29 protein-coding genes and 1 tRNA gene are annotated in these 25,506 nt (G+C 60.6%); 13 read left to right on the top strand and 17 right to left on the bottom strand.

Features of this window, described 5'->3' with window-relative positions:
* Positions 1 to 53: 53 nt before the first annotated feature.
* The 4 genes from AB0P14_RS13560 (at position 54) to AB0P14_RS13545 (ending at position 2,817) form a co-directional block, all read left to right on the top strand.
* Positions 54 to 686 (top strand): AAA family ATPase, encoded by a 633-nt coding sequence (locus AB0P14_RS13560; protein WP_363843136.1) that lies wholly within the window; start codon positions 54 to 56, stop codon positions 684 to 686.
* Positions 683 to 1,171 carry a helix-turn-helix transcriptional regulator gene (locus tag AB0P14_RS13555; protein ID WP_363843132.1) on the top strand — a complete coding sequence of 163 codons (489 nt, stop codon included), beginning with the start codon at positions 683 to 685 and terminating at the stop codon, positions 1,169 to 1,171. Before AB0P14_RS13560 ends, AB0P14_RS13555 begins: the two co-directional genes overlap by 4 nt.
* Before the next feature lie 10 nt (positions 1,172 to 1,181).
* Positions 1,182 to 1,583, top strand: a complete 402-nt coding sequence (locus AB0P14_RS13550) for a VOC family protein (RefSeq protein WP_363843129.1) — start codon at positions 1,182 to 1,184, stop codon at positions 1,581 to 1,583.
* A gap of 229 nt (positions 1,584 to 1,812) precedes the next feature.
* The gene (locus tag AB0P14_RS13545) at positions 1,813 to 2,817 is read left to right on the top strand and encodes a hypothetical protein (protein WP_363843126.1); all 1,005 of its coding nucleotides are present in this window, start codon (positions 1,813 to 1,815) and stop codon (positions 2,815 to 2,817) included.
* Between the two features lie 101 nt (positions 2,818 to 2,918).
* Here the strand turns inward: AB0P14_RS13545 and AB0P14_RS13540 are convergent, their stop codons facing one another.
* A complete protein-coding gene (locus AB0P14_RS13540) occupies positions 2,919 to 6,371 on the bottom strand; it encodes a bifunctional proline dehydrogenase/L-glutamate gamma-semialdehyde dehydrogenase (RefSeq protein WP_363843124.1) in 3,453 nt (1,150 codons plus the stop codon).
* A 213-nt stretch (positions 6,372 to 6,584) separates the two neighbouring features.
* On the opposite strand from AB0P14_RS13540, the gene AB0P14_RS13535 reads away from it, so the two are divergent.
* A complete protein-coding gene (locus AB0P14_RS13535; protein ID WP_363843121.1) occupies positions 6,585 to 7,586 on the top strand; it encodes a LysR substrate-binding domain-containing protein in 1,002 nt (333 codons plus the stop codon).
* Here the strand turns inward: AB0P14_RS13535 and AB0P14_RS13530 are convergent.
* From AB0P14_RS13530 to AB0P14_RS13515, 4 genes are all read right to left on the bottom strand, one after another.
* Entirely contained in the window at positions 7,562 to 8,032 is a 471-nt protein-coding gene (locus tag AB0P14_RS13530; RefSeq protein ID WP_363843118.1) for a hypothetical protein, read from the bottom strand. The two genes, AB0P14_RS13535 and AB0P14_RS13530, sit on opposite strands and share 25 nt — an antisense overlap.
* A gap of 143 nt (positions 8,033 to 8,175) precedes the next feature.
* Positions 8,176 to 8,646 carry a hypothetical protein gene (locus tag AB0P14_RS13525; protein ID WP_363843115.1) on the bottom strand — a complete coding sequence of 157 codons (471 nt, stop codon included), beginning with the start codon at positions 8,644 to 8,646 and terminating at the stop codon, positions 8,176 to 8,178.
* A gap of 212 nt (positions 8,647 to 8,858) precedes the next feature.
* Positions 8,859 to 9,077 (bottom strand): helix-turn-helix domain-containing protein, encoded by a 219-nt coding sequence (locus AB0P14_RS13520; RefSeq protein WP_363843112.1) that lies wholly within the window; start codon positions 9,075 to 9,077, stop codon positions 8,859 to 8,861.
* Positions 9,077 to 9,841 carry a hypothetical protein gene (locus tag AB0P14_RS13515; RefSeq protein ID WP_363843109.1) on the bottom strand — a complete coding sequence of 255 codons (765 nt, stop codon included), beginning with the start codon at positions 9,839 to 9,841 and terminating at the stop codon, positions 9,077 to 9,079. The genes AB0P14_RS13520 and AB0P14_RS13515 overlap by 1 nt, the downstream gene beginning before the upstream one ends.
* 106 nt (positions 9,842 to 9,947) lie before the next feature.
* On the opposite strand from AB0P14_RS13515, the gene AB0P14_RS13510 reads away from it, so the two are divergent.
* Positions 9,948 to 10,898, top strand: coding sequence for a 3-methyladenine DNA glycosylase (locus AB0P14_RS13510; RefSeq protein ID WP_363843106.1), 951 nt, complete (start codon positions 9,948 to 9,950; stop codon positions 10,896 to 10,898).
* 105 nt (positions 10,899 to 11,003) lie between these two features.
* Positions 11,004 to 11,282 (top strand): antibiotic biosynthesis monooxygenase, encoded by a 279-nt coding sequence (locus AB0P14_RS13505; protein WP_363843103.1) that lies wholly within the window; start codon positions 11,004 to 11,006, stop codon positions 11,280 to 11,282.
* Positions 11,283 to 11,419: 137 nt separating this feature from the next.
* Here the strand turns inward: AB0P14_RS13505 and AB0P14_RS13500 are convergent, their stop codons facing one another.
* Positions 11,420 to 11,800 (bottom strand): thioredoxin domain-containing protein, encoded by a 381-nt coding sequence (locus tag AB0P14_RS13500; protein ID WP_363843100.1) that lies wholly within the window; start codon positions 11,798 to 11,800, stop codon positions 11,420 to 11,422.
* Between the two features lie 283 nt (positions 11,801 to 12,083).
* On the opposite strand from AB0P14_RS13500, the gene AB0P14_RS13495 reads away from it, so the two are divergent.
* A complete protein-coding gene (locus AB0P14_RS13495; protein WP_363843097.1) occupies positions 12,084 to 12,320 on the top strand; it encodes a hypothetical protein in 237 nt (78 codons plus the stop codon).
* Between the two features lie 60 nt (positions 12,321 to 12,380).
* Here AB0P14_RS13495 and AB0P14_RS13490 read toward each other — a convergent pair whose 3' ends face one another.
* The 3 genes from AB0P14_RS13490 to AB0P14_RS13480 form a co-directional block, all read right to left on the bottom strand.
* Positions 12,381 to 13,145 carry a hypothetical protein gene (locus AB0P14_RS13490; RefSeq protein WP_363843094.1) on the bottom strand — a complete coding sequence of 255 codons (765 nt, stop codon included), beginning with the start codon at positions 13,143 to 13,145 and terminating at the stop codon, positions 12,381 to 12,383.
* A 107-nt stretch (positions 13,146 to 13,252) separates the two neighbouring features.
* Positions 13,253 to 13,337: transfer RNA gene (locus tag AB0P14_RS13485), tRNA-Tyr, on the bottom strand.
* 166 nt (positions 13,338 to 13,503) lie between these two features.
* A complete protein-coding gene (locus tag AB0P14_RS13480; protein ID WP_363843091.1) occupies positions 13,504 to 13,854 on the bottom strand; it encodes a hypothetical protein in 351 nt (116 codons plus the stop codon).
* 201 nt (positions 13,855 to 14,055) lie between these two features.
* Between AB0P14_RS13480 and AB0P14_RS13475 the strand changes: the two genes are divergently transcribed.
* Positions 14,056 to 14,544, top strand: a complete 489-nt coding sequence (locus tag AB0P14_RS13475; protein WP_363843088.1) for a YajQ family cyclic di-GMP-binding protein — start codon at positions 14,056 to 14,058, stop codon at positions 14,542 to 14,544.
* 206 nt (positions 14,545 to 14,750) lie between these two features.
* A complete protein-coding gene (locus AB0P14_RS13470; protein WP_363843085.1) occupies positions 14,751 to 15,527 on the top strand; it encodes a VOC family protein in 777 nt (258 codons plus the stop codon).
* A gap of 123 nt (positions 15,528 to 15,650) precedes the next feature.
* Here the strand turns inward: AB0P14_RS13470 and AB0P14_RS13465 are convergent, their stop codons facing one another.
* The 4 genes from AB0P14_RS13465 to AB0P14_RS13450 all read right to left on the bottom strand — a co-directional run bounded on the left by AB0P14_RS13465 (position 15,651) and on the right by AB0P14_RS13450 (position 18,614).
* Positions 15,651 to 15,776, bottom strand: coding sequence for a hypothetical protein (locus AB0P14_RS13465; RefSeq protein ID WP_363843082.1), 126 nt, complete (start codon positions 15,774 to 15,776; stop codon positions 15,651 to 15,653).
* Positions 15,777 to 15,917: 141 nt separating this feature from the next.
* Positions 15,918 to 16,586: a response regulator transcription factor gene (locus AB0P14_RS13460; protein WP_363843079.1), complete on the bottom strand. Its 669-nt coding sequence runs from the start codon at positions 16,584 to 16,586 to the stop codon at positions 15,918 to 15,920.
* On the bottom strand, positions 16,583 to 17,932 hold the full coding sequence (locus AB0P14_RS13455) for a histidine kinase (RefSeq protein ID WP_363843076.1): 1,350 nt from the start codon (positions 17,930 to 17,932) through the stop codon (positions 16,583 to 16,585). Before AB0P14_RS13455 ends, AB0P14_RS13460 begins: the two co-directional genes overlap by 4 nt.
* A gap of 10 nt (positions 17,933 to 17,942) precedes the next feature.
* A complete protein-coding gene (locus tag AB0P14_RS13450) occupies positions 17,943 to 18,614 on the bottom strand; it encodes a histidine phosphatase family protein (RefSeq protein WP_363843073.1) in 672 nt (223 codons plus the stop codon).
* A gap of 92 nt (positions 18,615 to 18,706) precedes the next feature.
* On the opposite strand from AB0P14_RS13450, the gene AB0P14_RS13445 reads away from it, so the two are divergent.
* A complete protein-coding gene (locus AB0P14_RS13445; RefSeq protein ID WP_363843070.1) occupies positions 18,707 to 19,600 on the top strand; it encodes a hypothetical protein in 894 nt (297 codons plus the stop codon).
* Entirely contained in the window at positions 19,597 to 19,983 is a 387-nt protein-coding gene (locus AB0P14_RS13440) for an ankyrin repeat domain-containing protein (protein WP_363843067.1), read from the top strand. Before AB0P14_RS13445 ends, AB0P14_RS13440 begins: the two co-directional genes overlap by 4 nt.
* 138 nt (positions 19,984 to 20,121) lie before the next feature.
* Here the strand turns inward: AB0P14_RS13440 and AB0P14_RS13435 are convergent, their stop codons facing one another.
* Positions 20,122 to 21,591, bottom strand: coding sequence for a catalase (locus tag AB0P14_RS13435; protein ID WP_363843064.1), 1,470 nt, complete (start codon positions 21,589 to 21,591; stop codon positions 20,122 to 20,124).
* A 2-nt stretch (positions 21,592 to 21,593) separates the two neighbouring features.
* Positions 21,594 to 22,061: a Fur family transcriptional regulator gene (locus AB0P14_RS13430; RefSeq protein WP_363843061.1), complete on the bottom strand. Its 468-nt coding sequence runs from the start codon at positions 22,059 to 22,061 to the stop codon at positions 21,594 to 21,596.
* A gap of 151 nt (positions 22,062 to 22,212) precedes the next feature.
* Between AB0P14_RS13430 and AB0P14_RS13425 the strand changes: the two genes are divergently transcribed.
* The gene (locus AB0P14_RS13425) at positions 22,213 to 22,848 is read left to right on the top strand and encodes a DUF2461 domain-containing protein (RefSeq protein ID WP_363843058.1); all 636 of its coding nucleotides are present in this window, start codon (positions 22,213 to 22,215) and stop codon (positions 22,846 to 22,848) included.
* Between the two features lie 20 nt (positions 22,849 to 22,868).
* Here the strand turns inward: AB0P14_RS13425 and AB0P14_RS13420 are convergent, their stop codons facing one another.
* Positions 22,869 to 23,657: an oxygenase MpaB family protein gene (locus AB0P14_RS13420; RefSeq protein WP_363843055.1), complete on the bottom strand. Its 789-nt coding sequence runs from the start codon at positions 23,655 to 23,657 to the stop codon at positions 22,869 to 22,871.
* A gap of 309 nt (positions 23,658 to 23,966) precedes the next feature.
* Positions 23,967 to 25,382: an FAD-dependent oxidoreductase gene (locus AB0P14_RS13415; protein ID WP_363843052.1), complete on the bottom strand. Its 1,416-nt coding sequence runs from the start codon at positions 25,380 to 25,382 to the stop codon at positions 23,967 to 23,969.
* Positions 25,383 to 25,506: the final 124 nt, after the last annotated feature.

Raw genomic sequence — 25,506 nt, 5'->3', positions numbered from 1 at the left:
ACTGGCCAAGACAGGTTACTCTTTAGGGCTTTGGGCGCAATAAACTGTGGAGCATGTTCACAGCCGCAGATCCTCCCCCGGAGCATCCGCAACGCATCCTTGTTGCCGGGGTTTCCGGTTCGGGAAAGTCCACCCTTGCCCGGAGTCTTGCCGCGCTGCTCGGGATTAGGTACACGGAGCTGGACAGTCTCTTCCACGGGCCCAACTGGGTGCCGCGCGCGGAGTTCATGGACGACGTCGAGAATCTCACCCAGGAGCCCACCTGGGTTTCGGAGTGGCAGTACTCGGCCGTGCGCCGGCTGTTGGCACAGCGTGCTGACACCCTCATTTGGCTGGACTACCCCATGCCGTTATCCATGGTGCGGCTTATTCGGCGCACGGTCCGGCGCCGGCGTCAGCGTGAGGAACTCTGGAACGGCAATTACGAAGGCCCGCTCTTGGGGATTTTCACCGACCCTGACCACATCATTCGGTGGGGCTGGCAAACCCGGAACAAGCTCAAGGCGCTGGTGCCGACGCTGGAGCGAAAATTTCCGGGGTTTCGTGTGGTGCGTTTGAGGTCGCCGCGTGAGGCAGATATGTGGCTGGAGCGCTTGGCTGCGGAGGTAACTGCAGCCTCTGCGAGCCAGGATCAACCAAGGCAGGACCAGGCCGTTCGGGAGCAGCTATTCCGGGACCAGTCATGACGCCGGAGGAGTTGGCCACACTCACGCTGCTGCGTAAGGCCCGGGACATGATTGACCGGGACTACGCCCAACCCTTGGATGTGCCCACCATTGCGGCGAAGGCCTTTATGTCCCCGGCGCATTTCTCCCGAAAATTTCGCGCAGCCTATGGGGAAACACCGTACAGCTACCTCATGACGCGGCGGATCGAACGTGCCGCGGCGCTGCTGCGGGCCGGTGTTTCGGTGACGGACGCCTGCATGGCCGTCGGTGCCACATCGTTGGGCTCCTTCAGCACACGATTCACCGAGATCATGGGCGAGTCCCCCAGTAGCTACAAGTCCCGGGACCACAGCGTGATTGAGGCTATGCCGCCGTGCTTTGCCCGGGTCACCACCCGGCCCCGCCGGGACGCTCAGCCACGCAGCGCAGGAAACACCAGCAGCGTGAGCAGTGCGGGGAAACCGAGCAGGATTCAAGAAGCGTCAGAGCGCACCGGACCATAAAATTGGTGCCATGACCATTTCACTGCAATACACGCATTTGACCGTCCACGATCCCGATCAAGCCATCGCGTTCTACCGCGACGCTCTGGGCTTGGAAGTCCAAAACGATGTCAGCAATGGCGACTTCCGCTGGGTCACCATGGGCACCAGTTCCCAGCCCGGACTCGGCATTGTGCTATCCGAACCGCACGCTGGCCGCTCTGAGGAAGACGGCGACGCCATGGCCCGGCTCTTGGCCAAAGGCGTGCTGCCCATGCTGAATTTCACTGCCACCGATCTTGATGCCACATTTGAAACGGCCGTGGCCGCCGGTGCCGAGGTGCTACAGGAACCCATCCAGCAGCCCTGGGGCCCTAAGGATTGCGCCTTCCGCGACCCGTCCGGCAACACGGTCCGCGTCGCACAGGCCTAACCGCATAATTGCCTGCGCCCGCGTGCGCCCCAGCAAAAAATGCGCCCGCCTCCCATAAATGAACCCTGTAGACCGGGCGCATTAATGGGAGGCGGGCGCATTTTTGTCAGGACGTAGGCAACAACCGGCCAGGTGATGCTCTGGCCCGCCGCGGCACGGCTCCAGAGTTATCCACAGGTCCGCTGGATCGCTCTTATACGGCAGCCCCATATCTGGAATCCTTGAAGGCATGGACACGCCACGGTTGATTCTTCCTTCCGATGTGGAGCTGGCCGGCCAGGATTCACGTCTTCTTGTCAGACTCTGCAACAACGGACGATACGTCCGTGTCCGCCGCAGCGTTTACACGGAAGCGGCGCAATGGCAGGAGCTTGATGAGGCGTCGCGGTATGGCCTTCGTGCCACCGCATTTCAGCTGACCACCAAGCGCCCGCCGATCTTTTCCCACACCACCGCAGCACTCCTGTGGGGATTGTGGGTCTTGGGCCTGCCGGAGAATTTGCACATTCTCACGGACGAGTCGAACGGTGGGCGCAGCCGCGGTGACATCACCCGTCATTTGCGACGGCAAGATGACGTGGTGGTACGTTGCGGGCCGTTTCTCCTTACGGACAAGCTCACCACCACGATTGAATTAATCACCCGGTTGAAATTTGAGCAAGCTGTCGCCGTGTGTGATTCCAGCATGCATCTGGTGAGATATCCCAAACCCGGCAACGTGTTCACATCATTGGCAGTCCCCACCAGCGATCATGCTCCACAGTGGAACACGGACACCCCGCAAGGCCAGCCCCTTTTGAAATCCAATCTCCTGAACGCCGCCGAGTCGCTGCCGTCCAGGTCTGCCCGCAATCGGGCGGTGGCAGTCGTTGAGTTTGCCTCCGGACTTTCCGGTTCTGCCGGTGAGTCCATCAGCAGAGTCCGCATGTCCCAGCTCGGTTTTGTCGCTCCGACACTGCAACATGGCTTCGTGCTCCGAGACGGCCGCAACGCATTTGTCGATTTTTGGTTCGAGAAACAACGCAAGGTCGGTGAATTCGACGGCAGGAAAAAGTACCTGCGCAAGGACTGGGCGGGCGGCAAGTCACTCGAGGACCGGATCATTGACGAGAAAAACCGCGAGGACCAGATTCGGGCCCAGTGCGCTGGCTTCTTTCGGTGGATTTGGGCGGACTTGATGGACCTCAATGGCTTTGAGCGACTTCTCCGACAGGCCGGCATTCCGAAAAGGTAATTCACCTGCGAGAAAATGCGCCCGCCTCCCATTAATGCGCCCGGTCTACAGGGTTCATTTATGGGAGGCGGGCGCATTTTTCGTCAGACGGACGGCCAGGCCTAGATCAACCCGTCCGAGAGGTTGTTGGGCGTGCCGAAGCGATGCGCCGTGATGCTGACGGCCTGTTCGTGCAGGAACGGCAGCATCTCCACACGCCCGGCCTCGGTAACCTCACCGTGGTAAATTGCCAGATCCGGGCGTCCGCCAGTTGCCTCGTATACCGCCAAGGCGTCCCCACTGATGAGGCGGATACGACCCGCTCCGAAGCGCCGCGCATGAGCCAGCCACTCGGCGTCCTTCTCTGCTGTGACGGTGATACGCAAGCTCAGCAACAGGGCCTTCAAGGCGTTGGGAAGTTCGACGCCGGAGGAGACTTCCGGGGTTGCCCCGGCCAGGATTCCTGCCGCAAGTACGCGCATGAGCCCGGCTACCGAGCCTCCCTCGGCAAGGCGAACCAGAGGGTTCAGCGGCAGGTAGCGGAACACATTGCGCTCGGCCGACAATGCTGAAACATCGCGTGCTTCGCCAAACTCGGAAGCCCATGCCGCGGCGTCGCTGTGCAACGAGCGCTTCAGGAACGCCTGCTCCTCGGCGGACAAATCCGAAGCCGCATTCAGCATCTTGCGGGCAGCATCGCCCAACGGTGCGGTTGCCGCAGCCGTGGCAGGAACCCAAGACCCCAGGCCCACCAAGTAGTTGGGCCCGCCAGCCTTGGTGCCCGCGCCGACGGCCGACTTCTTCCAGCCACCGAATGGCTGACGCTGCACAATGGCGCCGGTGATGCCGCGGTTGACGTACAGATTTCCGGCTTGGACGGTGTCCAGCCACAGACCAATCTCAGCGGAATCCAGCGAGTGCAGGCCGGAGGTGAGCCCGTAGTCAATGGCGTTGACCATGGCGATGGCTTCTTCGAGCGTCGCGGCCGTCATGATGCCCAGAACCGGGCCGAAGAACTCGGTCAGGTGGAAGTGCGATCCGGGCGCAACGCCAGTGCGAACACCCGGGGACCAGAGCTTGCCACTCTCATCCAACTGGCGCGGTTCGATGGCCCAGCTCTCGCCTGCATCCAAGGTGGTCAGCGCGCCAAGCAACTTGCCGGCGGCCGGTTCAATGATGGGTCCCATCTGTGTGGTGGCGGTTTCAGGGTACCCAACGGCAAGGCTGGAGGCCGCGTCGATGAGCTGATTATGGAAACGAGCAGATTGAGCCACGGATCCAACCATGATGACCAACGATGCTGCCGAGCACTTCTGGCCCGCGTGGCCGAACGCCGACTGCACCACATCCTTGGCGGCCAAATCAAGGTCGGCGCTGGGGGTGACGATGATCGCGTTCTTGCCGGAGGTCTCAGCCAGCAACGGTAGATCGGTGCGGAAGCTACGGAACAGTTCGGCGGTCTCATAGCCACCGGTCAAGATGACGCGGTCCACGGAGGGATGAGACACCAACGCCTTGCCGAGTTCGTTTTCGCCAAGCTGGACCAGAGCCAGTACTTCGCGGGGCACGCCGGCATCCCAGAGGGCCTTGACCATGAGGGATCCACTGCGCTGGGCTTGCGGGGCGGGCTTGATGACCACTGCGGAACCGGCGGCCAGTGCGGACAAAGTGGAGCCCGCTGGGATAGCCAACGGGAAGTTCCACGGCGGGGTCACCACGGTGAGCTTCGCTGGGACGAAGGTTGCGCCGTCGACCGTTTCTAGATCTTTGGCACGCTCGGCGTAGAAGTGGGCAAAGTCGACGGCCTCGCTGATTTCGGGGTCGGACTGGTCCAGCGTCTTGCCGGTCTCCGATGCCATGACCTCCATGAAATCGGCGCGGCGGGTGTCCAGGAGATCGCCGGCACGGTGGAGGATGGCCGCGCGCTGCGCACCGCTCATGGCACCCCACGCCGCACCGTGCTCAAGGGCGGTGGCCACGAGGGTATTCAGCACCTCCAGCTCGGTGACGGTGGTCTCGGCGACCAGGTCATTGCCCAGAACCGAGCCGGGGATGCGGGCCAGGATCTCCTTGCCCCACACCTGATTGGGCACCAGCGACGGGTCAGTGTCCGGGGTATTGGCGAACCCGGATGTGGCAGCTGGAATCGCAGGCAGGTTGCGGTCCTGGACACGGTTGCTGGGCGGCACCGTGGTGTCCAATTCGGCCAGAGAAGCCAGGAAGCGCTCCTGCTCGCGAGCGAACAGAGCCTCGTTCTCGGAGAGTTCAAAGACGGCTGACATGAAGTTGTCCTGGCTGGCGCCTTCTTCCAAGCGCCGGATCAGGTAGGCGATGGCGACGTCGAACTCGCCCGGGTGGACCACGGGTGTGTACAGCAGCAGCGAGCCCACATCCTTGCGGACGGCTTCGGCCTGACCGGTGGCCATGCCCAGCAGCATCTCAAACTCGAGCGCACCGCTGGTGGTATCGATGCCGCGCTGCTGAGCGAGCAACCAGGCGTGGGCCACGTCGAAGAGATTGTGCCCGGCAACGCCAATATGGACGTTGTTGATGTGCTCGGGGGTCAGCGCGTAGTTCACGATCCGCTTGTAGTTGGTGTCGGAATCCGCCTTGGTGCCCCAGGTAGCCAGCGGCCAGCCAAACACCGAAGCCTGGACCTGTTCCATGGGCAGGTTGGCGCCCTTCACGATGCGGACCTTGACGGCGGCGCCACCCTCTGCGCGGCGGGCGGCGGCCCACTCCTGCAGGTCAATCATGGCGGCGAGCGTGTCCGGCAGATAGGCCTGGAGCACAATGCCGGCTTCGAGATTCTTGAACTCGGGTTTGTCCAGAATGCGCTTGAACACCGCGATGGTCATGGTGAGATCCTTGTACTCCTCCATGTCCAGGTTGATGAACTTGGGCTTGGCGAAGGAGTTGGCCAACGTGTACAGCGGGGTGAGTTTCTCCACCACGTGGTTGACGGCGTCGTCGAAGGCCCACGGTGAGTGAGGCGCCACGGTGGAGGATTCCTTGATGGAGACATAGTCGACGTCGTCCCTCGCCAGTAGCTTGAGGGTCCCCTCGAGGCGTCGGGCGGCTTCGTTCTTGCCCAACACGGCTTCTCCGAGAAGGTTCACGTTGAGGTCAACGCCGTCCTTGCGGATCTTGGCGATGGCCGGACCCAGCTTGGCGTCGGTGGCGTCAACAATGAGGTGCCCCACCATCTCGCGGAGCACCTTGCGGGCAATGGGAATGACCAGCTGCGGCAGGACCGGGGCCATCACGCCACCGAGGCGAACGGCACTGCGCATGTACCAAGGCAGGAAGGCCGGAACCTTGGGCGCCAGGATGGCCAGGTTGCGGGCGGCGACGGATAGGTCCTCGGGACGGACCACGCCGTCAACAAAACCAACCGTGAAGTCCAGTCCGTTGGGGTCCTTCAAGACACCGGCCAGACGCTGGGCCGAAACATCGGCCGGGAATGTGGCGGCCTCGCTCAGCCAGTGCCGCACAAGAGCAATGGTTTCCTGGGCAAGATCATTGCTGGGAACCGGAATGTTCGCGGCGGTGGCCGCAGAGACGGTGCTTGTCATAGTTTTTACGGGCTTCTTTTCTGCTGGTGCCTGATGAGTTGCTGCTTAGTGATCAGGGAAGCGAGCGCACCTGACATTTGTGAGCCTGTGCGGCGGCGCGTAGCGTTCCCCTCAGCTCCAGTATGAGAGTAATGTTCAATTAGCAAAAGTGGTGATTTATGATGAATACTCAACACTTTTCCTAATCAAATCCTCATCAAACTTGGAGAAGCCATGCTCGAGCTGAAACGGCTGCGATTGCTGCGTGAATTGCACATTCGCGGAACCTTGGCCGACGTGGCCGCAGTGATGCAATACAGCCCCTCTGCCGTGTCCCAACAACTGGCACTGCTGGAGAAAGAAGTGGGTGTTCCGCTGTTCCGCAAGGTTGGCCGGCGCGTTCAGCTGACGGCTCAGGCAGAAATTCTGGTGGAGCACACCGCCGAACTTCTGAAAACTCTGGAACGCGCCGAGGCTGATATGTCAGCCTCTCTGACAACCGTGACCGGCACGGTCAAGATGGCCGTCTTTCAATCGGCAGCACTAGCCCTGATACCGGATATGCTCACCGCAATGGCGCAGCGCTATCCAGATGTTCGCATTGAGATGATCCAGCGCGAGCCGGAAACGGCCCTGCATGAGACTTGGGCTAGAGACTTCGATCTGGTTGTCGCCGAACAGTACCCCGGCCATGCCGCTCCCCTGCAGCCAGAGCTAGACCGAGTGGTGTTGACCACCGACGCCATCCGCCTCGCCGTCCCTGCTGCAGGCGTTAGTGGTGGGATGAGCCGTCTTCGCGCCGAACCCATCACTTGTATTGCGGACACCGAAAATCTTCCTTGGGTCATGGAACCTCGCGGTGCAGCCTCGCGGCACTGGGCCGAACAAGCATGCCGGCAAGCGGGATTCGAACCGGATGTGCGGTTCGAAACGGCTGATCTGCAGGCACAGATTCGCCTCATTGAATCCGGAAATGCCGTGGGGCTCATGCCCGATTTGATGTGGACTGGCCGCCCGACCCCGGTGACCCTGATCGATCTGCCCGAAGCACCCCGCCGCACCATATTCACCTCAGCCAGGCGCTCCAGCCGCAACCGCCCGGCGCTGCTGGCCTGCCGGGATTTACTGCAGCAGACAGCCGAAGAGCTGGCCGCCGCCGATCCTACCGCAGGCCCCTCCGCCGGCTCGACATCCGGCCACGCAGATTCCGATCAGGGCGCTTCCGGCCCGGTATAGGCTTCGTAGACCGGGTAGGGGGCCTCCAAATCTGGCGCTTCGAACCAGTCCGGAGGCGTGAAACCAACAGGTAGTTTGTCGGGTAGCGTCACCAGGTTGGGTGGTGGCACCTGGTCCGGATCAGGCATGAAGGCTGGCAGCGGCTTGGCAATAACCATCCCGATCGGAAATGCACTGCCACTGGAGCTGGCCTGAGTTTGTTCCTGCGCCTGTTTACGGACAAGATCGGCCGTTTCGCGCAGCATCGAGGTTGCCTGCTGGATTTTCTTTGCGTGACTGGCACGGAATTCGCCCTTGGCACGGTTCGCGTCCTCGCCGACCCACCGCACTCGTTGAAAATTGCTCAGCAAATCCGCTCGTGTCCCGTCGAGCTGTTCGGCGCTGTTGTCCATATGCTTGGCGAGGTTGCGGAGTTCTTCCGGGTCCGCTCCGATAAATCCTGACATTGTTGCCTCCACTGCGGGGCACCGCCCACGTCGATGTTCGTGATCTTTTTCGAGCCTACGCGCCACCGCAACGCCTTGCCATGGGTAGAGGTGCCCTCCGATTCCGGCCCAGGATCGGGAAAGTGCGACGCCGGATGGCTGGCTCAGTGAGCCAGTTCCCTAACGATGGGGCCCAGTAGGCGGCCCATGGCGTCGGGGTCTGACTGAATCTCAAAGCTCATGAGCACACAGTTGGGTGCCACCTGATGCACCCACAGCCCCGCCACCGGCAGGATCCGGAATTCAAGGTTGAAGGGAGCGGCCTTTCGACCCAGTTCCTTCTCGATGGAGTGCACCAGCTTGGGCAGCGCCAGTCCCGGGCTGTTCCTGCGGGTCCGCCATTGTTCAACTTCATATCGCTTGGCCGTTTCGGCTGCCCCTGTAGCCTGACGCAGCCGGTTTTCCACAGCCTGCAGGAAGGCCGGCGAGCGTTCCTCCAGCAACAGGCCAGCGACATCGTAAATGGAGGCCCGGCTGCGTACGAGCTCCCCAAACCAGTGGGCCCATTCAGCGGCCAGAGCAGTGTCTCCGGCAGGTCCGGTGACGGGAATATGCTCCGGAACTGCAGGCGACATGGGCGGCACGAAGAAAGGCCGCGTGGCGGGCAATCCGTAGACGTCACGGATGTAGAGGGCCACACTTAGCGGCCAGGAGATGCCTCCGCTAGCGCGCCAGCCCTGAGGCACACGCTCACTCGCTGCGCTTCTTTTCCACATAGCTGCCCCTCACCGTCGTGACATATTCGCCCAGCCTAGGTCCGGCGTCGTGCTTTGGCCACAGTAGAAAACTACGCCAGCTCCAACAGCTCCCCTACCTCGCAGTCCAACGCCTGGCAGATGGCCAGCAGCGTGGAGAAACGGATGGCCTTGGCTCTGTCATTTTTCAGGACGGAGAGGTTCACAATACTGATGTCTACCAGCTCGGCCAGCCGGGTCAGCGTCATGCCGCGCTGGGCCAACAGCTCATTAAGTCGGCAGTGGATCCCGGATTCTTCATCGTCCGCCATCAAATGAGCCCTGCCGCATCTTTTTGGACCTTACTGCCCTGACGGAACAGCTCAGCTAAGACCATGAGCACCAAGGCAACACCGATGGGCCAGAAATTGAATTCCCAAAAATAGGCCACGGACGGCATGCCCACAATATTGTGAATATCGGTCCATGCAATGGTTTCACCGCTCAGCTCCCACGCATTGGCACCGAGCACTTGTTCGGCAGCCATACTGCCGCCGAAGATTTGGCACGCCTGCCAGATCGTCCCGCCCATGAACACCACACCGGCAATTATTTGCACACCCTTGACCAGCGCAGGAACAAACAGTGTCCTGTTCATGACCGAGGTGCACAGTTTAATAATGACCAAACCGGCCCCCACAGCTAGGGCAGATTGCGCCACCACTGCTCCGGCGAGCATCAGTCGGGTCGCAATAGTCAGTCCACTGACGCTCACATTGGCCCACGTGAACCCACCCGATTCAACGGTGGCAAGAGGCGTGTCAATGGTTACGGTCCCTGGCAGCGCGGGCCAGAACTCCTGAACGGGCAGTTTCACGGTGACAGAATCACCCCACACCGTAGACACCATGGCGGTGAGGCCGCCGACAACACAGCCCGCTACGTAGAGCCAGGCAATGCGGCGAGTGGCCCTGACCATCCCCCCGCCAGCCACGGCTTCGGGGTCCTTGACCGAGCTCCTGCCTGCAAACAAGATCAACGCCACGATAGCTAGCACCGCCACCACCAACAGCCACGACCACATTGAAAAAGCCACCAGAATCCCCACCCTTAACGCTGATCGATAATAACGATAAACGTTAACCTAGCATGATTCCTCAGCTTGCACACCCCTTGTCAGTCGCGCGTGCGACCATGGATCTATGACCACCACGCACCAGGACTCCATCGCAGTTTGGGATGCCGGCGCCCCCTATTCGCTGACGCAGACGTTGGGCATCATTGGTCGCGGCCCGGGCGATCGGACCGTGCGGCTGACCCCGGAGAACGCGTGGTTGGCATTCAACACCCCCGCCGGCCCGGCAACCTTGGGCATTTCTCAGCGAGGCACCGAGCTGCATGCACGGGCCTGGGGGCCGGGCGCCGACCATGCGCTGGAATCCGCCCCTGCACTGCTAGGAGCCCACGACGACTGGTCCGCTTTCGACTCCCCCACCGTTACCGAGACGCTCCCGGCCCGCGTCCGGGAAGCACGACGACGGCACCCGGCCCTGCGCCTGCCTGCCACTGGGCGGATGGTTGACGCCCTGGTACCGGCCATCTTGGAGCAGAAAGTCACGGCCCTTGAGGCCCGCCGCGGCTATGCGGTTCTGTTGAGAAAGTTCGGCTTGCCCGCCCCCGGCGCTGGAACAAATGCAGCAGTCCCCACCGATTTGATGGTGGCCCCGACACCTGCCCAATGGGCTCAGATTCCGTCATGGGAGTGGCACAGGGCTGGCGTTGGACCACAGCGTTCGGCCACGGTCCAGCGGATGCTGCGCTCGTCGTCGGGCTTGGAGCGTTTGAGCGCGCTGCCAGCCGCAGAGGCTGGGGCCAAGCTGCAGAGCATTCCCGGCATTGGGGCCTGGACGGCAGCAGAAGTCACCCAACGCACGCACTCGGATGCCGATCAGGTGGCGGTGGGCGACTACCATCTGGCCGCCTATGTGGGCTGGGCACTGGCCGGAAAACCAGTGGACGATGCGGGCATGTTGGAACTTCTTGAACCATGGCGCGGCCACCGCCAGCGCGTGGTGCGGCTGCTCCAGCTCAGCGGTTTCCGCAAACCCACGTTCGGGCCACGAATGACTATTCAGGACCATCGAGGACACTAACTCACTGATCGGGACCCGCCCACGTCACTTTTGCGGATCTTGCGCACGCGTTCATAGAGCGGAACAACTTCCCGCCCGAACCCTCGCATCACTTAGGCTGGTTGCATGAGCGAGATCATCAACCTACAGGCCACTTTTATCCCCAACGAGGGCGAATTCTTCCGTGTGAAGCTTGCACTGGACATCGCGATTGAGCAGGTCGTCGAAGAGACCGGCTGCATTCAGTATGAAATCACCGAAGAATCGGAAGAGAAGATTGTTTTGACCGAGCAGTGGGCCTCCGAAGAGGACCTGACCAAGCACAGCAAGGGCATTGCCGTGCAGGACCTCAACGAATCTCTCAGCGCCCTGCTGGCAAAGCCGGTGGAACTGGTTCGCAGCTAAACCAGCTGGCCGTGGGGTCCTGAGCCCTCGGACACCCAAATGACCCGTTAGATAAGGTCGCTTAGATGGATCTAAGCGACCTTATCTAACGGGTCATTTGTGGTTGCGAACTTTGGCGAGTCCTTGGGCGCGGAACCCTATTCGGAAGCGGTGCCTTCGGCTGCCTTCGCAGCAACTGCTGCGTGAACTTCGCTCATGTCTAGGGCCTTGACGGCGTCAATGACAGAGTCAAGCTGGGTACCGTTCAACGCGCCGGGCTGGGCGAAAACCAGCACCTTTTCTCGGAACGCCATCAGTGTCGGGATGGAGGTGATATTAGCTTCGGCGGCAAGCTGCTGCTGCGCTTCCGTGTCAACCTTGCCGAACACAATGTCGCCGTGCTTTTCCGAAGCTGCCTCAAAAGTGGGCGCAAAGCGCACACAGGGCTGGCACCAAGATGCCCAAAAATCAACGATCACAATGTCGTTGCCCTCAATGGTGGGGCCAAAAGATTCTGTGGTGATTTCAACTGTAGCCATGCCTTAACCGTACGGGATTAGTCCGGCGTTTGGCTGTGGTTTCGCTCACCGCGTGAGGGAATGGGCAGCCCGTCCGCCTGCCGGTGTGGCACCCGGGCGGGCAAGGGAAGAGAAGCCAGCAGCCGGCGTCGTGCGCTCACAAAGACAAAGGCGCAGGCAGGTTCACGGAATTTTGAACGGAAAAACACCCTGAGTTCACGGCGAGTTCACCTTGTCCGGGCAAACTGTCGGTGTAAAGAAACGAGAACTGGAAGCAGCGATGACTTTCGTATCAGGAGAAACCATGGCACGACGCACTCACCACACAGCCTTCATTAACCCCGACAACCACGACGTGTGGCCGACGATGAGCAAGGACGCTCCGGTGGCTTTGGTCAACGACCGCGGCTGGCGTCTTTCGGGCCGCGTTGAAACACTGTCCCACGACCGCCAATGCTTGTGGATCCAGCTTGATTCCGGCATGGGGCGCCAGCTGATTCACCACCAGGACGGCTTTGTGCTGGAAGACGAAGCCAGCTAGGGCTGCCACTGAAAATAATTGCCCGGCCCTATAAACGGGACCGGGCAATTGCTGTTCCCGTTACTCGTCGGGCCCGATCATTGAAACGAATTCCAGCGCCTGTGCCTCGCCCACATCCGAATGATTCCGCAAGAGTCGGACGGCTTCGTCGTGATTTCCGGACAGGGCCAGCTGACGGATCTGCCCGTAGATTTCTGCGTTGAGGCGAGTACTGGCCACCTCACGGACTTCATTGCCCTGCGAAACGATGGCCCGGTATCGGTAGCTGCCAGTGGCGGCAACTGCAGGGGTTGCGGGTGTGGCAACCGACGGCGTGGCGCTGATGATGTCATCTACGGTCAGCGGCCCCTCCTTAATGCTGGGTGCAGTCTGCGTGGTGGGCTCATGCTGCGGGAGCTGTGCAGGTGTCGCGGGCTCAGGCCTGGGCTGCGGAAACTGTGCCAAGGCGGCTACAGCCGCGGCCGCATCTCCCAGCCCAGTCTTGGTGGCTTTGCGGTATTCCTTGACGGCATTGAGTACCTGGTGCTGGGCGATCAGGGCGTACACCCTCCGATGAGCTTCCGGGCTGAGCCTGGCACTGGCCTCCTGTGCGTCCTCCCGCGTGATTTCATTGCGGGAGCGCTTGCGGGCTGCCTCCGGAGCAGAAGATACCGAGTCCCGGTTTCGGTCGTGGACCGAGTGTGGGCCTTGCCTCGTATCTTGCCCAGGTGAGTGCTGCTGGCTGCGGCCCTGAGCTTGGGCGCCGCGCCGTCCCATGAACCGTGCACCAGCAATCACGACAATAACAATGACAAGCACAATGACCAGGGGCACGACGTATTCCATGCCTTAACTGTAGTTCGCGTTTGACGTCCCGTCCGGCCCCACTTTGGCTCTGGTACAACAAAAAACCCGGAACTTGCGATTTCTCGCGAAGTTCCGGGTTTCCGGTTTGGTGGCAGATACTGGATTCGAACCAGTGAAGGCGTTGCCAGCTGATTTACAGTCAGCCCCCTTTGGCCACTCGGGTAATCTGCCATGGCCACCACACCCAAACTTCGGGTCCGGCTTTCGCCCCCAACAAGTGGAAGCAGTAAAACAATACAAGGAATTTCGCCAAGAATCTAATCGAGAGGCCTCAGGCGCCGAAATCGGCGCGGACAGCAGTACATTCCCCTACAAAGTCGCTCATCAGCCGACGGTGTCAGGCCTTGTTTTGGATCCGCTTGACCAGCTCATTTTCTAGGAACGCTGCCTGCTCAGTTGTGAGTTGTTGCAGCTTCACGGCCCGGGCCATATCTTCATGGACGCCAGCAATCCGTGACGAGGCAGAATTTGGCGGAGACGTGATGATACTTCCCGGCTCCAAGCCATGGGCCGAGCCGCTCACCAGTCCGGGCCCGCTCAATACTGTCACCGCAGCCAGGGTCACCGCGGCCACAGCAGCACCTACCGATTTCCGTCCTACCGCGCCACGCCCTACCGACAGCGTGACGGCGGATGATGACGCGGGGCTTGATGATGCGGGGCTTGCGGGGCCTGGATTCATTGTCATTGTTTCTCCTAGAGCTAGGCGCTGGCAGTCTCAACACCTTCTACTCTGTCCTGCATAGATGTGCACTTGCCCCGATACTCCTTATAGGACACTGTGAGCGGCACGCTACACCGCAGAACGGGCGAGTAGGACAGCGGCCAGCTAGGCTAGGAGGCAAATCAACCGTTCAAGTTTTTGAGCTTTCGAACCTGTGGAGGAATCATGGCCAGTGAGTCAACGTTCGACGTCGTTAGCAAAGTCGATAAGCAAGAAGTCGCCAACGCTCTGCACCAGGCCCAAAAGGAAGTAGTCCAGCGCTACGACTTCAAGGGTGTGGGCGCCGAGATCGATTTCAGCGGCGAGAAAATCCTGCTGAAGGCCAACTCCGAAGAACGCGTCATGGCCATCATGGACGTCTTCGAATCTAAACTGATCAAGCGCGGCATCTCTTTGAAGTCCCTCGACGCTGGCGAACCTTACGCCTCAGGCAAGGAATACCGTCTGGAGGCTGAGATCAAAGAAGGCATCGCCCAAGACATCGCGAAGAAGATCAACAAGCTCATCCGCGACGAAGGCCCCAAGGGCGTGAAGTCCACCATTCAGGGCGATGAACTGCGCGTGAGCTCCAAGAGCCGCGACGACCTTCAGGAAGTCATGGCCATGCTGCGCAAGTTCGAGGACGCCGACCTGCAGTTCGTCAACATGCGCTAACTGCCACAGCTGTATATTTGCAGCTCCAAGCACAGTTGAGCTAAAAAGCGTCTGCTACTGAAATTCACCCCAAACTCGGGGGAAACTTTCAGCCAGCAGGCGCTTTTTGCTCTTGCCCGGGCGCCGCCCGGGGCATAGTCTTCCTTTGCCCCCTAGATCCACCTCCTAGATCCACCTCACAGCAACTGAAGACGTTTGGAGCTGCCATGAACCCTCAAGGAATTCCCGCCGGGGCACCGTGCTGGATTGATCTGTTGACCTCGGACATGAACAAGTCCAGGGAATTTTACACAGCCCTTTTTGGCTGGAGCTACGACGTAGGCGATGAGGAAAAATACGGCGGCTACACCATGGCTTTCAAGGACGGCAAGAGCGTCGCCGGCCTCATGCAGTCCCGAGAAGACACCGACGGCTATCCGGATATGTGGACAACTTACCTGCGGGTTGACGACATTGAGACGACTATCGGAGCAGCTAAAACTGCTGGCGCCATGGTCTTCATGGAGCCCATGGATGTCCCTGAGCAAGGCAAAATGGCCATGCTCGGCGATCCCAGCGGCGCCTCGGTTGGCCTGTGGGAGTTCGGCGGCCATACGGGCTTCCAACTGCACGAGGAAAACGGCGCTGCCGCCTGGCACGAGCTCCACAGCAAAGACTATCCGGAGGCGGTCACCTTCTATCGGGACGTGTTCGGCCTGACTACCTCCGTCATGAGCGACTCCTCCGAGTTCCGCTACACCAACCTCATGGCTGGCGAACAAAGGCTGGCTGGCATCATGGATGCTGCCAATTTCCTGCCTGATGAGGTGCCGTCCAGCTGGCAGATTTACTTCCAGACCGACGACGTCGATGCCTCCATCGCCACGGCGCTCACCTTGGGTGCCACCATCATCAACCCGGCCGAAGATTCCCCTTATGGCAGGATCGCCGGCCTCAGCGACTGCACGGGCGCCATGTTCAAACTGGTCCAGCCACCAGCCTAGAATCAACACACAAACAGCCCCCAGCAGTGGCCGCACCGGTTTATAGAAAACGGGATTGACCACTGCTGCGGGCTGTTTGTTCAAAGTAAGAAGTGCGGGGCGATAAACTCCAAGCGAGAAGAGTTAGAGACCCAACTCGCCCAGCTTCTTGATGGATGCCGAATTCAGCAGGGCCGTCGCCAGAACAGGGGTGGGGCTCAATCCAATCCACTTCTGGTTACTGCCCGTGTTACTGGCTGCGGAGGTCAAATGCCCGTCGGACCTATACGTCCACTGCTGAGCACCATTTGATGAGTCACACGCAGCCGGGCGGCTGGGATCTAGCCAAAATGGCAGCGCAGTCTTAGCCCTCCTTCGCCTCCCCGACGCCGGTGGCTTGCCACCCACGAATCAGCTTCCGGGTTCCACCAGACCGGTGTCATAGGCGAGCACTACGGCTTGCACCCTGTCGCGAAGATCCAGCTTGGCTAAAATCTTGCTGACGTGGGTCTTCACCGTTTGTTGGGCGATGAACAGCTCGGCCGCAATTTCCTGGTTTGATTGCCCTCGTCCAATCAACGTCATCACCTCAAGCTCCCTGTCTGTGAGTCCGGCCAGCCGTTCCTGGGAAAGTTCGGGCCTCGCTCGGGAAACCGCAAACTGCTCGATCAACCGCTTCGTCACCGACGGAGCCAGTAGCGCCTCCCCGGATGCCACGATACGCACGGCGGCGACCAGTTCTTCGGCGAGCGCGTCTTTGAGGAGGAAACCGCTGGCCCCGAGTTGAAGGGCATCGTAGACGTAGTCGTCCACGTCAAAGGTGGTCAGCATCAACACATGCGTGGCATTGACATCAGGGGACCCGGCAAGGATCAGGCGTGCCGCTTCCAAACCGTCCATGACGGGCATGCGGACGTCCATCAACACCACGTCCGGACGGTGCAGCGCGGCTAGGTCCACGGCAATGGCCCCGTTCTCGGCCTGCCCCACAATTTCAATGTCGTCCTGGGCGCCGAGCAGGGCCGCAAAACCCTCCCGGACCATTGCCTGGTCATCAACAACCAACACTTTAATGCTCATGATTTGGTGTTTCCTTTGCCATTATTGGCGCTGAGGGGCAGTTTTGCAGTGACCGAGAAGCCACCGTCGGACGTTGGTGCACAAACAACGGACCCGCCCACAATGGCTGCCCGCTCCCGCATGCCGATCAATCCCTGCCCTACGTGCGCGCCCTTGTCTAGCTGAGCCATGACCATTCCCACGCCGGAGCTGGAGTTGACCACGGAGATTTCCAACAGTCCCCCGATCACGGTAAACCGCACCTGCACGGTGGCTCCGGGTGCGTGCCGGATCACGTTGCTCAGCGCTTCCTGCACGATCCGGTAGGACGTCAGGGCAATAATCTCGCCAATGTCATGGTTTTCAATGTCGGTGAGGACCGGTTCGGGGATGCGCACCCCCGTGGACCGGGCCGATGCGAAGAGCTGCGGAAGGTCGGCCAGCGTTGGTTGTGGCCCCAGTTCGCGCCCGGCTTCGCTGTTGCGCAGCGATCCGAGCATGCTGCGCATTTCAGTCATGGCTCGCCTCGAGTTCGCGGCGATGTCATCAAATTCCTGTTTGAGTTCCTCGCTGAGCCCTGCGTGCCGGTAGCGTGCCGTAGTTGCCTGTACCACCACCACGGACATTCCGTGGGCCACTACGTCGTGGAGCTCACGGGCAATGCGTGCACGTTCCTCAGCCAGCCTGCGCCTGGACTGTTCCTCAGCGCTGACACTCCGTTCGGCGGCAAGTTCGGCCCTCAGGTGCTGCCATTGCTGAACCACCACGGCGGCCACCATGAGCCCACCCGAGACGGCAGCGAAGATGACAACATTGTTTTGGGCCCCCAGCGACTGGCCATTTGGCATGGTCAAGTAATTTAGAACCACACCCACCATGACACTTGCCAGCCATCCCGCGGCTGAAACCATCCAGTGCACACGTAGCCCGGCAATACAGATCACCAACACCTGGGTGATCATGGCAACCACGCTGAAAGGCATCGGGGCTGCCCCCACAGGGTCCGAGGCCAGCGGCATGACAGCCATCGGAATGAGTGAAACAATCACGCCGGCCACGGGCCGGGCTGCGGTCAGGCCCAAGGACGCCGAATGCAAGATCGCCATACCCAGCGCGAAGGGCAGGGCCATCTGGTACAAACTCATGTTCAGCGGTGCGCCCACGGCGAGAAGGGCGATACAGACGGCCGCCGTTCCCAGCCAGACCCAACTGATTCCCTTTAGCCGCCATAGATTGACAGAACTAAAGGGCGCAGTGGCTTCAATACCGCCGTGGGCAGTTGTCATCGCCGCAGTTGCCGTCTCGGGGCTGCGTCTCGCTGCTGGCTCAGCGGCCACGTTCACGGTCTTATTCTTAGCTGTTTTCATGCCCACAGGCTCAGGCTTCTGTAGTGATTTCCGCTGTGGGGCCATCAGCGTCCAGGCCGCTCAGTCCGCCAGCCGGCTTTCCCTGCCAAGACTGGATCCGCCAGCCTCCCGGCGCTGTTTTACCGGTCGGCTCGCCATCCAAGGTGACAATGCCGGTGTTTGAAAGATCATGGTATTTGGGGTCGGACCAGTCGATGTTGATGCCTCGGTGTCCAGCCCAGAAACGGATCATGGCACCGTGGCTGACCATGGCGGCGCTCTGATGAGTCTGGGCGGCTTCCTCCACCACCGCATCAAAGCGTTCCAGAATTTCGAAACCGTTGTCGGCCCCGGGCATCCGGACCGAGAGGTCACCTGTCAGCCAGGACTTGAGCGTGTTCAGGTACGCCTCAATCGAGGCCTTGTCGCCCTTCATTTCAAGATCGCCTGCGCTGATCTCCCGGAGCCCATCCCGCACTACAGGGGTGAGCTGGAGGGCGGCAGCGAGCGGGGCCGCCGTCAGCGCGGTGCGAGTCAGGTTCGAGATGTACAGGGCGTGCAGACTCTGTCCCGATACAGCGTCCGGGACCGCTGCTGCCTGCAACTCACCGAGCGGGGTCAACCCTGGCCCCGGGACGGCGGTATCCAGCAGGCTACGCACATTGTTGGGTGTTTGGCCGTGCCTAATCAAGATCAATCGCATGCTCCCATTCTGTCCTACTCCACTGAATTGCGTGCGACGCTCGACAACAGTGAGTTAGGCTGACAACAAATTCCACTGCCCGGGAGGTATGCGTGCCAGATACACGGGAGCAATTGCTCACATCGACGTTTTGGAGCATCCGCCGTCCCAAGTTCCCCTTGACCGAGGGCCATTTTGTGATCCGACTCAATGACCCCTCCATTGCTTTCGGCCCCGAGTCGGCCGCGGATTTGCTGCATTGTTACGGTGAGCTGCGGCGCGCCCTAACCGATTTGGTGGGTGCCACTGCGGCGCAACTGTACATCTCCCGGAATTGGCAGCCTGTGGGTGACGCCATTGGCGAGCCCATTGCCGAAACGTCCACCCCGTCGCTGCACACCTTTTTTGTCTGGCCGGGAAGTCCGACGCCGGCTGCCGCACTCACCCGCCCGGCTCACCGGCGCATTGCGGCAAAAAGCGCAGGAGATGTGGATGAGGAACTAGGCCGCTGGCTTGCACTGGCAACCGCGGCAACTGAGCCTGGAACAGAGACGACCCCGCCGGCGCCTGAACATTCGCCTGCCCTCGAGCCTCTGGAATCCCCGGTAGCGGGCCCGGAAAGCCCTGCAGGATCAGAAGGGTGGCAGAACCGGTCTTTTCTGGTTGCGCCTGTTGATCCGGCCCCCGGCGAATCCATGGGAGCCGGCCAGTGGAGTGCATCCCCTCATTCAGCTGTCGACTCACTGGACAGGATGAGCCTAGAAGCGCTGTTGGAGCTGGTCCACGGCATCGAGAATTTGGCATGGGAATCCAGCCCCCGGCATGTGGGCATGTCGGTGTGGGCAACGGATCTGTGGGCCATTTCGATGTCCATTAATATCTTTGCTCGTGAGCACGGCAACGATGGCCGACTTACCGCGTTCGTTAACGCCGGAGGGCTGGATCTGCCACTGTCATCGCGAACGGTGAGGACAAGCACCAGCCCATCGCCTACTGTGGAGAAATGACCAATAACCCCTCCCTCAACGAAGAACAGACGGCCCAGCTGATCGCCATAGCCATGGACTTTGCCCGCGAAGGTAAGAGCGCCGAGCTGGCGGAGTTCCTTGACCACGGGCTCGAGCTAAACGTCCAAGACGCCGGTGGCAACACGCTCTTGATGCTGGCCGCTTACAAGGGCAACGCCGAGACGGTTTCCATGCTGCTAACGCGCGGAGCCGACCCGGATCTGCGCAACGCCCGGGACCAGTCACCCCTCGCCGGAGCCCTGTTCAAGGGCGAGGACGCCGTGGCTACGCTGCTGGTGGCAGCCGGGACCGACCTCGACGCTGGCACGCCTTCCGCCCGCACCACAGCCGCCATGTTCGGCCGCGAACACCTCCTCGGCTAGCCCTCTCCGCCTGCCCCGCCCCTTCCCCAGCCCCTCTCGCGAGGCTGGTGAACCCAGAAACCGGCGTTAACCAACGACGGCGGCACTCACCGTCCGCAATATGCGAAGGTAAGTGCCGCCGTCGTACGTCTTTAAGGACTAAGCCTTGGACGCCTGGTGAGCCTCAATGGCCGCACGAACACCTGCGCCGTAAGCCGGATCGGCCTGGGTGCAGTTGTAGATGTGACGCTCGATGGTGGCCTGTGAGGCACCGTCGATGGCGCGGGCGGTGTTCTCGAAGAGCACCTGGCGCTGCTCGTCAGTCATCTTCTCGCGGAAGAGGATACCGGGCTGCTCGAAGTAGTTGGCATCATCTTCGCGGTAGTTGAATCGGTCCGCGACAGCGCCAATGGCCTGTGCCGGATCGGCGTAGGCCGGCTGTTCCTGCCAGCGGCCGTACGAGTTCGGCTCGATGCCGGGGGTGCGCCCCTGGTTGCCGTCAACGCGGCCCTGGCCATCACGGTGGTACGTGTTGGCCGAGGCGTTCTTCGGTGCGTTTACAGGGATCTGGTGGTGGTTGACACCGAGGCGGTAGCGCTGGGCGTCACCGTAGGAGAAGAGGCGTGCCTGCAGCATGCGGTCCGGCGAGAAGCTGATGCCGGGGACAACGTTGGCCGGTGAGAATGCTGCCTGCTCGACGTCGGCAAAGTAGTTCTCGGCGTTGCGGTTCAGTTCCCACTCGCCAACCTCGATCAGCGGGTAGTCCTTCTTGGACCAGACCTTGGTGAGGTCAAACGGGTGGTACTTGTAGGTCTCGGCGTCGGCCTCGGGCATGATCTGGACCATGAGCTTCCACTTCGGGAAGTCGCCGTTCTCGATCGAATCGAACAGGTCGCGCTGGCTGGACTCGCGGTCGGCTGCGACCACGGCACCTGCTTCTTCGTCGGTCAGGTTCTTGATGCCCTGCTGGGTCACGTGGTGGAACTTGACCCAGAAACGCTCGCCTTCGGCGTTGATCAGGGAGAAGGTGTGCGAGCCGAAGCCGTGCATGTGGCGGTAGCCGTCAGGGATGCCGCGGTCGGACATGACGATCGTGACCTGGTGCAGGGATTCCGGGAGGTTGGTCCAGAAGTCCCAGTTGTTCTCTGCACTGCGCAGGTTGGTGCGGGGATCGCGCTTGACGGCACGGTTCAGATCTGGGAACTTCAGGCCGTCGCGGAAGAAGAAGACGGGGGTGTTGTTGCCCACCAGGTCCCAGTTGCCCTCTTCGGTGTAGAACTTCACGGAGAATCCGCGGATGTCGCGCTCGGCGTCGGCAGCGCCGCGCTCACCTGCAACGGTGGAGAAGCGAGTAAAGAGCTCGGTCTGCTTGCCCACCTCGGAGAAGATGTTCGCCTTGGTGTACTTGGTGATGTCGTTGGTGACCGTGAAGGTACCAAAAGCACCGGATCCCTTGGCGTGCATACGACGCTCGGGGATGACCTCGCGGCTGAAGTGGGCCAGCTTCTCAAGGAACCAGGCATCCTGGAGCAGCATCGGGCCGCGGGGTCCTGCCGTGAGGCTGTCCTGGTTGTTAGCAACGGGCGCACCTGCGGCCGTTGTCAGGGGTGCGGTGTTTTCGAAAGTCATCTTTACTTTTCGCTCCTTGTGGTATTCAGATCTTGCTCGTTCAGAAGTCTCTTGGCTGTGCAATCTGGACAGGTTCCCCAGTAAATAACCTCGGCTTCATCAATGCTGAAGCCATGGCTATCAGAGGCATGCAAACAGGGTGCCGCACCGAGGGCGCAGTCCACATCTGCAATGTCTCCGCAACTGCGGCACACCACGTGGTGGTGGTTGTCCCCCACCCGTGTCTCAAACCGTGCAGGCGAGCCTGACGGTTCAATCCGGCGTACCAGATCGGCCTCTACCAGCGCCGCCAGCACGTCGTAGACGGCTTGCTTGGAGACGCTGCCCAGCTCGGTGCGAACAGCACCGATGATGGCGTCGGCATCGGCATGAGGGTGGTTGCTGACCGCACTGAGAACGGCAACGCGAGGACGAGTCACGCGCAGTGATGCTGCCCGCAATAAGTCCTCGATTGTTCGTTCCTTTTCCATGCCTCCCACCTTATCCACCTTTCTGGACTGAGTCCAGTAAAGGAGTTGCGGCGTGGCTCTTATTCCTCCACAGCTTCAGAAAAACGCCTACTCACGCACTAAAAGGCACACCACTCTAGCCCCTTTCCTGCCCCATCCCTAAGCTCAAACCATGAGTACATTTACCGGAATTCCCATGGCAGCAGTGGAGTTTTATGCCGCACTGGAGAAGAACAATAACAAGGAGTGGTGGCTTGGCCACAAGGACATTTACGACGCCGCTGTGAGGGCACCGCTGTTGGGTCTCCAACAAGCTGCGGAGGGAAAATTCGGCTCCGGAAAGATTTTTCGACCGTACCGCGATGTGCGGTTTTCTCCTGATAAGTCCCCGTACAAAATTGCGCAGGGAATGTTTGTCTCCAATTACGAAGAAGTGGGGTTCTATGTCCAGATTGACGCCGACGGTCTACTCGTGGGTGGCGGTTACCATTCCTCATCCCCGGCCCAGCTCTCCAGGTACCGGGCCGCGGTGGATTCTTCGGCGAGCGGCGCAGCACTCGAAACGATCCTGAAAGGCCTGGGCTCTGCGGGGTTCACCCTTGAGGGCCAAACCCTTAAGCGGGTTCCGCAGGGATTCGCTAAGGACCATCCCCGTGCTGAGCTGCTCAAGCACAAGACCGTGAGTGCGTCCAAGCATCTCGGTACCCCTCACTGGATGGAAACAGCGCAGGCCGAACAGGAAATTCTTTCCTCCTGGGAACAACTGCGTCCGCTGGTGGATTGGGTTATCCGCTACGCAGCGCCTTGAATCAGTCGTGCACGCCTCAGCTAACCGGGGATGCGGTTGAGGTAGAAGTGCATGGGTGCATGCCGGATCTTCCTCGGTGTGATGCGCACCAGCACGGCAGCTACTCTGAACACCGCTCGTAGAAGCCGATCTTTGTGTGGCGTCCACTTGAACCCGTACATGTCTCGCACAGTGGCCGGCAGCAAGCCAACCGTCAGTAGTCGGGCTAGCGGCATGAGGGTCCGCACCCAGAGAGGCGTGTGTGTGGCAGCCAAAAGTTCGGCGGCCACGCCACGAGTCGTTTCATCGACGCTCAACGTCTTCAGTTGCTGCGCCCAATAATCGGCAAAGTCAGCACGGGTTTTTGGCCACAGTTCAGCGGGCATACCCAGGGCCGTGCCCAGTGCTGCGTAGCTTTGATACACCGATTCCGCATCGGTCGAAGAGAGCGCCGGGAACACGGCGTCGTAGGTTTGCGAGGCGGTCTCATAGAGCGTTGCGGCGACCCACAATTGCAGCTGCGGATCAGCGGCGTCGTAGGCAGGTTTAGCGGGCGTTGCCACGGATTTCACGGGACGATGAGCCTTCTGGACTTGACGCCGCATAGCCTTACGCTGCCCAGGGGTGCCATTGCTGAGTGCGTAGATATAGCTCAAGGTGCCATGGAGCCGTTTGAGTGGATCCACGGCAAAACTGGAATGCTCCGCCACACCATATCCCACAGCCGGGTTGGCCAACTGCAGCAAGATGGCGCGTCCTGCGCCGGCCAGCAGCACCGATTCGGGCGCCACCTCCGACCACGTCTTAGCTTTTCCTTCACCACTGATCATGCGACTAAGCGTGGCACATCATTGGTCTCCTGACGGCAAAGCCCCCGTTTGGGCGCCGGGACATCTGGCTCATTTTCGGCATGGTCGCATTATTGGAAGGAGAGCCACGGAATTAATCTCTGCGGACTCAGGGCTGGCAAGGGCAGGCATTGCTGTGGCAACCATGGTGCCAGCCACCGCAAGTGCTGCGACAGTGCAAGTGCTGCGACAGTGCCGGCCACTTTGCGCCCCCGCCAAAGGTTTTTTCTCATCATGTGCAATAAACAACTTTCCCCTCACGCCAACCGCAGTTCCGGTCTGGCCACAGGGTTACTTCGTGGAGATGTTCACCATCTGCTCACGGTCCACAACCTTCACGCGCTCGCGCGTCACGTCAAGGCCCTCAGCGTGGACATAGCTGGCGCCCAGCTGCTTTTCATGGGCATCGAGCTTGTTCCAGCCCTCCCACGTGGTGAATTCAATGCCCCGGGATTCCAACAAGTTCACAATGGCTGCCTCATCAGGAAGTTCGGCAGTGGGGAGTCCCAAGCGGTCCTCCAGCAGGCAGCCAATGGTTTCCAGTGCATCGCCCTTGGTACTGCCGATCAAGCCAACAGGTCCACGTTTGATCCAACCCGTCGCATACAGCCCAGGCACTTGGGTGCCGTCCGATGCCAGCACGCGCCCGCCGTCGTTAGGGATGACGCCACGGCGGGAATCAAAGTCCACTTCGGGAAGCTCGGAACCGAGGTAGCCCACAGCGCGGTAAACGGCCTGGACCGGGTAGTCGATGAATTCTCCGGTGCCGCGGACATTTCCGGTGCCGTCGAGCTCATTGCGCTCAAACTTGATACCGGAGACCTTGCCATCGGTGCCGAGAACTTCCACTGGGGTGTGTAGGAAGTGCAGGTGGAGGCGGCGCGACGCCGGAACCCGCGTCGGATCGTGTTCTTCAGCAAGCCAGTTAGTCAGGGTGTTGACCATGATCTTGACCTGGTTGTTGGACTTAATGGCGGCGTCGGAGGCTTCGTCGAAATCAAAATCCTCCTCGTAGAGAACAATGTCCACGTCGCGGGAATGGCTGAGTTCACGCAGTTCAAGAGGCGTGAACTTGACCTGCGCCGGACCTCGGCGGCCAAAGATATGAACGTCGGTGACCGGGGAAGACTTCAGCCCAGCGTAGACGTTGTCCGGGATCTCGGTGACGAGCATGTCCTCGGCGTGCTTGGACAGGACTCGGGCCACATCAAGTGCCACATTGCCGTTGCCGATGACGGCGATTTCCTTGGCGGTCAGCGGCCATTCGCGGGAAACGTCGGGATGTCCGTCGTACCAGGAGACGAAGTCTGCGCCGCCGTAGGAGCCCTCTAGATCCATGCCCGGGATATCAAGCACGGCATCCTTGGTGGCGCCGGTGGCGAAAATAATGGCGTCGTAGTGCGAGCGTAGATCGGCCAACGTCACATCTCTCCCGTAGGTGACATTGCCGAAGAAGCGGATGTCTCCACGGTCCAGAACCTTGTGCAGGGCGTTCATGATGCCCTTGATGCGGGGGTGATCCGGAGCAACGCCATAACGGATCAGGCCGTAAGGGGCTGGTTGTGATTCGAAGAGGTCAATGCTGACTTGAACGTCGCCGCCGGCCACTTCCTGAGACTTCGTCAAAATGTCTGCCGCGTAGACGCCCGCAGGACCGGAGCCAACAATGGCAACGCGTAATGGGCGGGTGGCGTTCAAGTTAGCCAAGAAAGGAGTCCTTCCGAACTGGGGAATGGCAACATCAGCAAAGCTACTGCATCAACTGTTGCACACCGGGGCGCCAATTAAGCGCTACTTTTCTAGTCTAATTGGCAACGCTCAATGGCCGAAA

Origin of the sequence: Specibacter sp. NPDC078709, assembly GCF_040686795.1 — a bacterium.
In the GTDB taxonomy this organism is placed as follows: Bacteria; Actinomycetota; Actinomycetes; order Actinomycetales; family Micrococcaceae; genus Specibacter.
The sequence above is the reverse complement of the archived record's forward strand: the minus strand, read 5'-3'. Positions and strand labels throughout refer to the sequence as shown.

What these genes read in the sequence shown, in the direction of transcription:
- AB0P14_RS13560 (WP_363843136.1), top strand. Translation starts at nt 54, where the DNA reads ATGTTCACAGCCGCAGATCCTCCCCCGGAGCATCCGCAACGCATCCTT.
- AB0P14_RS13555 (WP_363843132.1), top strand. Translation starts at nt 683, where the DNA reads ATGACGCCGGAGGAGTTGGCCACACTCACGCTGCTGCGTAAGGCCCGG.
- AB0P14_RS13550 (WP_363843129.1), top strand. Translation starts at nt 1,182, where the DNA reads ATGACCATTTCACTGCAATACACGCATTTGACCGTCCACGATCCCGAT.
- AB0P14_RS13545 (WP_363843126.1), top strand. Translation starts at nt 1,813, where the DNA reads ATGGACACGCCACGGTTGATTCTTCCTTCCGATGTGGAGCTGGCCGGC.
- AB0P14_RS13540 (WP_363843124.1), bottom strand. Translation starts at nt 6,371, where the DNA reads ATGACAAGCACCGTCTCTGCGGCCACCGCCGCGAACATTCCGGTTCCC.
- AB0P14_RS13535 (WP_363843121.1), top strand. Translation starts at nt 6,585, where the DNA reads ATGCTCGAGCTGAAACGGCTGCGATTGCTGCGTGAATTGCACATTCGC.
- AB0P14_RS13530 (WP_363843118.1), bottom strand. Translation starts at nt 8,032, where the DNA reads ATGTCAGGATTTATCGGAGCGGACCCGGAAGAACTCCGCAACCTCGCC.
- AB0P14_RS13525 (WP_363843115.1), bottom strand. Translation starts at nt 8,646, where the DNA reads ATGTCGCCTGCAGTTCCGGAGCATATTCCCGTCACCGGACCTGCCGGA.
- AB0P14_RS13520 (WP_363843112.1), bottom strand. Translation starts at nt 9,077, where the DNA reads ATGGCGGACGATGAAGAATCCGGGATCCACTGCCGACTTAATGAGCTG.
- AB0P14_RS13510 (WP_363843106.1), top strand. Translation starts at nt 9,948, where the DNA reads ATGACCACCACGCACCAGGACTCCATCGCAGTTTGGGATGCCGGCGCC.
- AB0P14_RS13505 (WP_363843103.1), top strand. Translation starts at nt 11,004, where the DNA reads ATGAGCGAGATCATCAACCTACAGGCCACTTTTATCCCCAACGAGGGC.
- AB0P14_RS13500 (WP_363843100.1), bottom strand. Translation starts at nt 11,800, where the DNA reads ATGGCTACAGTTGAAATCACCACAGAATCTTTTGGCCCCACCATTGAG.
- AB0P14_RS13495 (WP_363843097.1), top strand. Translation starts at nt 12,084, where the DNA reads ATGGCACGACGCACTCACCACACAGCCTTCATTAACCCCGACAACCAC.
- AB0P14_RS13490 (WP_363843094.1), bottom strand. Translation starts at nt 13,145, where the DNA reads ATGGAATACGTCGTGCCCCTGGTCATTGTGCTTGTCATTGTTATTGTC.
- AB0P14_RS13480 (WP_363843091.1), bottom strand. Translation starts at nt 13,854, where the DNA reads ATGACAATGAATCCAGGCCCCGCAAGCCCCGCATCATCAAGCCCCGCG.
- AB0P14_RS13475 (WP_363843088.1), top strand. Translation starts at nt 14,056, where the DNA reads ATGGCCAGTGAGTCAACGTTCGACGTCGTTAGCAAAGTCGATAAGCAA.
- AB0P14_RS13470 (WP_363843085.1), top strand. Translation starts at nt 14,751, where the DNA reads ATGAACCCTCAAGGAATTCCCGCCGGGGCACCGTGCTGGATTGATCTG.
- AB0P14_RS13460 (WP_363843079.1), bottom strand. Translation starts at nt 16,586, where the DNA reads ATGAGCATTAAAGTGTTGGTTGTTGATGACCAGGCAATGGTCCGGGAG.
- AB0P14_RS13455 (WP_363843076.1), bottom strand. Translation starts at nt 17,932, where the DNA reads ATGAAAACAGCTAAGAATAAGACCGTGAACGTGGCCGCTGAGCCAGCA.
- AB0P14_RS13450 (WP_363843073.1), bottom strand. Translation starts at nt 18,614, where the DNA reads ATGCGATTGATCTTGATTAGGCACGGCCAAACACCCAACAATGTGCGT.
- AB0P14_RS13440 (WP_363843067.1), top strand. Translation starts at nt 19,597, where the DNA reads ATGACCAATAACCCCTCCCTCAACGAAGAACAGACGGCCCAGCTGATC.
- AB0P14_RS13435 (WP_363843064.1), bottom strand. Translation starts at nt 21,591, where the DNA reads ATGACTTTCGAAAACACCGCACCCCTGACAACGGCCGCAGGTGCGCCC.
- AB0P14_RS13430 (WP_363843061.1), bottom strand. Translation starts at nt 22,061, where the DNA reads ATGGAAAAGGAACGAACAATCGAGGACTTATTGCGGGCAGCATCACTG.
- AB0P14_RS13425 (WP_363843058.1), top strand. Translation starts at nt 22,213, where the DNA reads ATGAGTACATTTACCGGAATTCCCATGGCAGCAGTGGAGTTTTATGCC.
- AB0P14_RS13420 (WP_363843055.1), bottom strand. Translation starts at nt 23,657, where the DNA reads ATGATCAGTGGTGAAGGAAAAGCTAAGACGTGGTCGGAGGTGGCGCCC.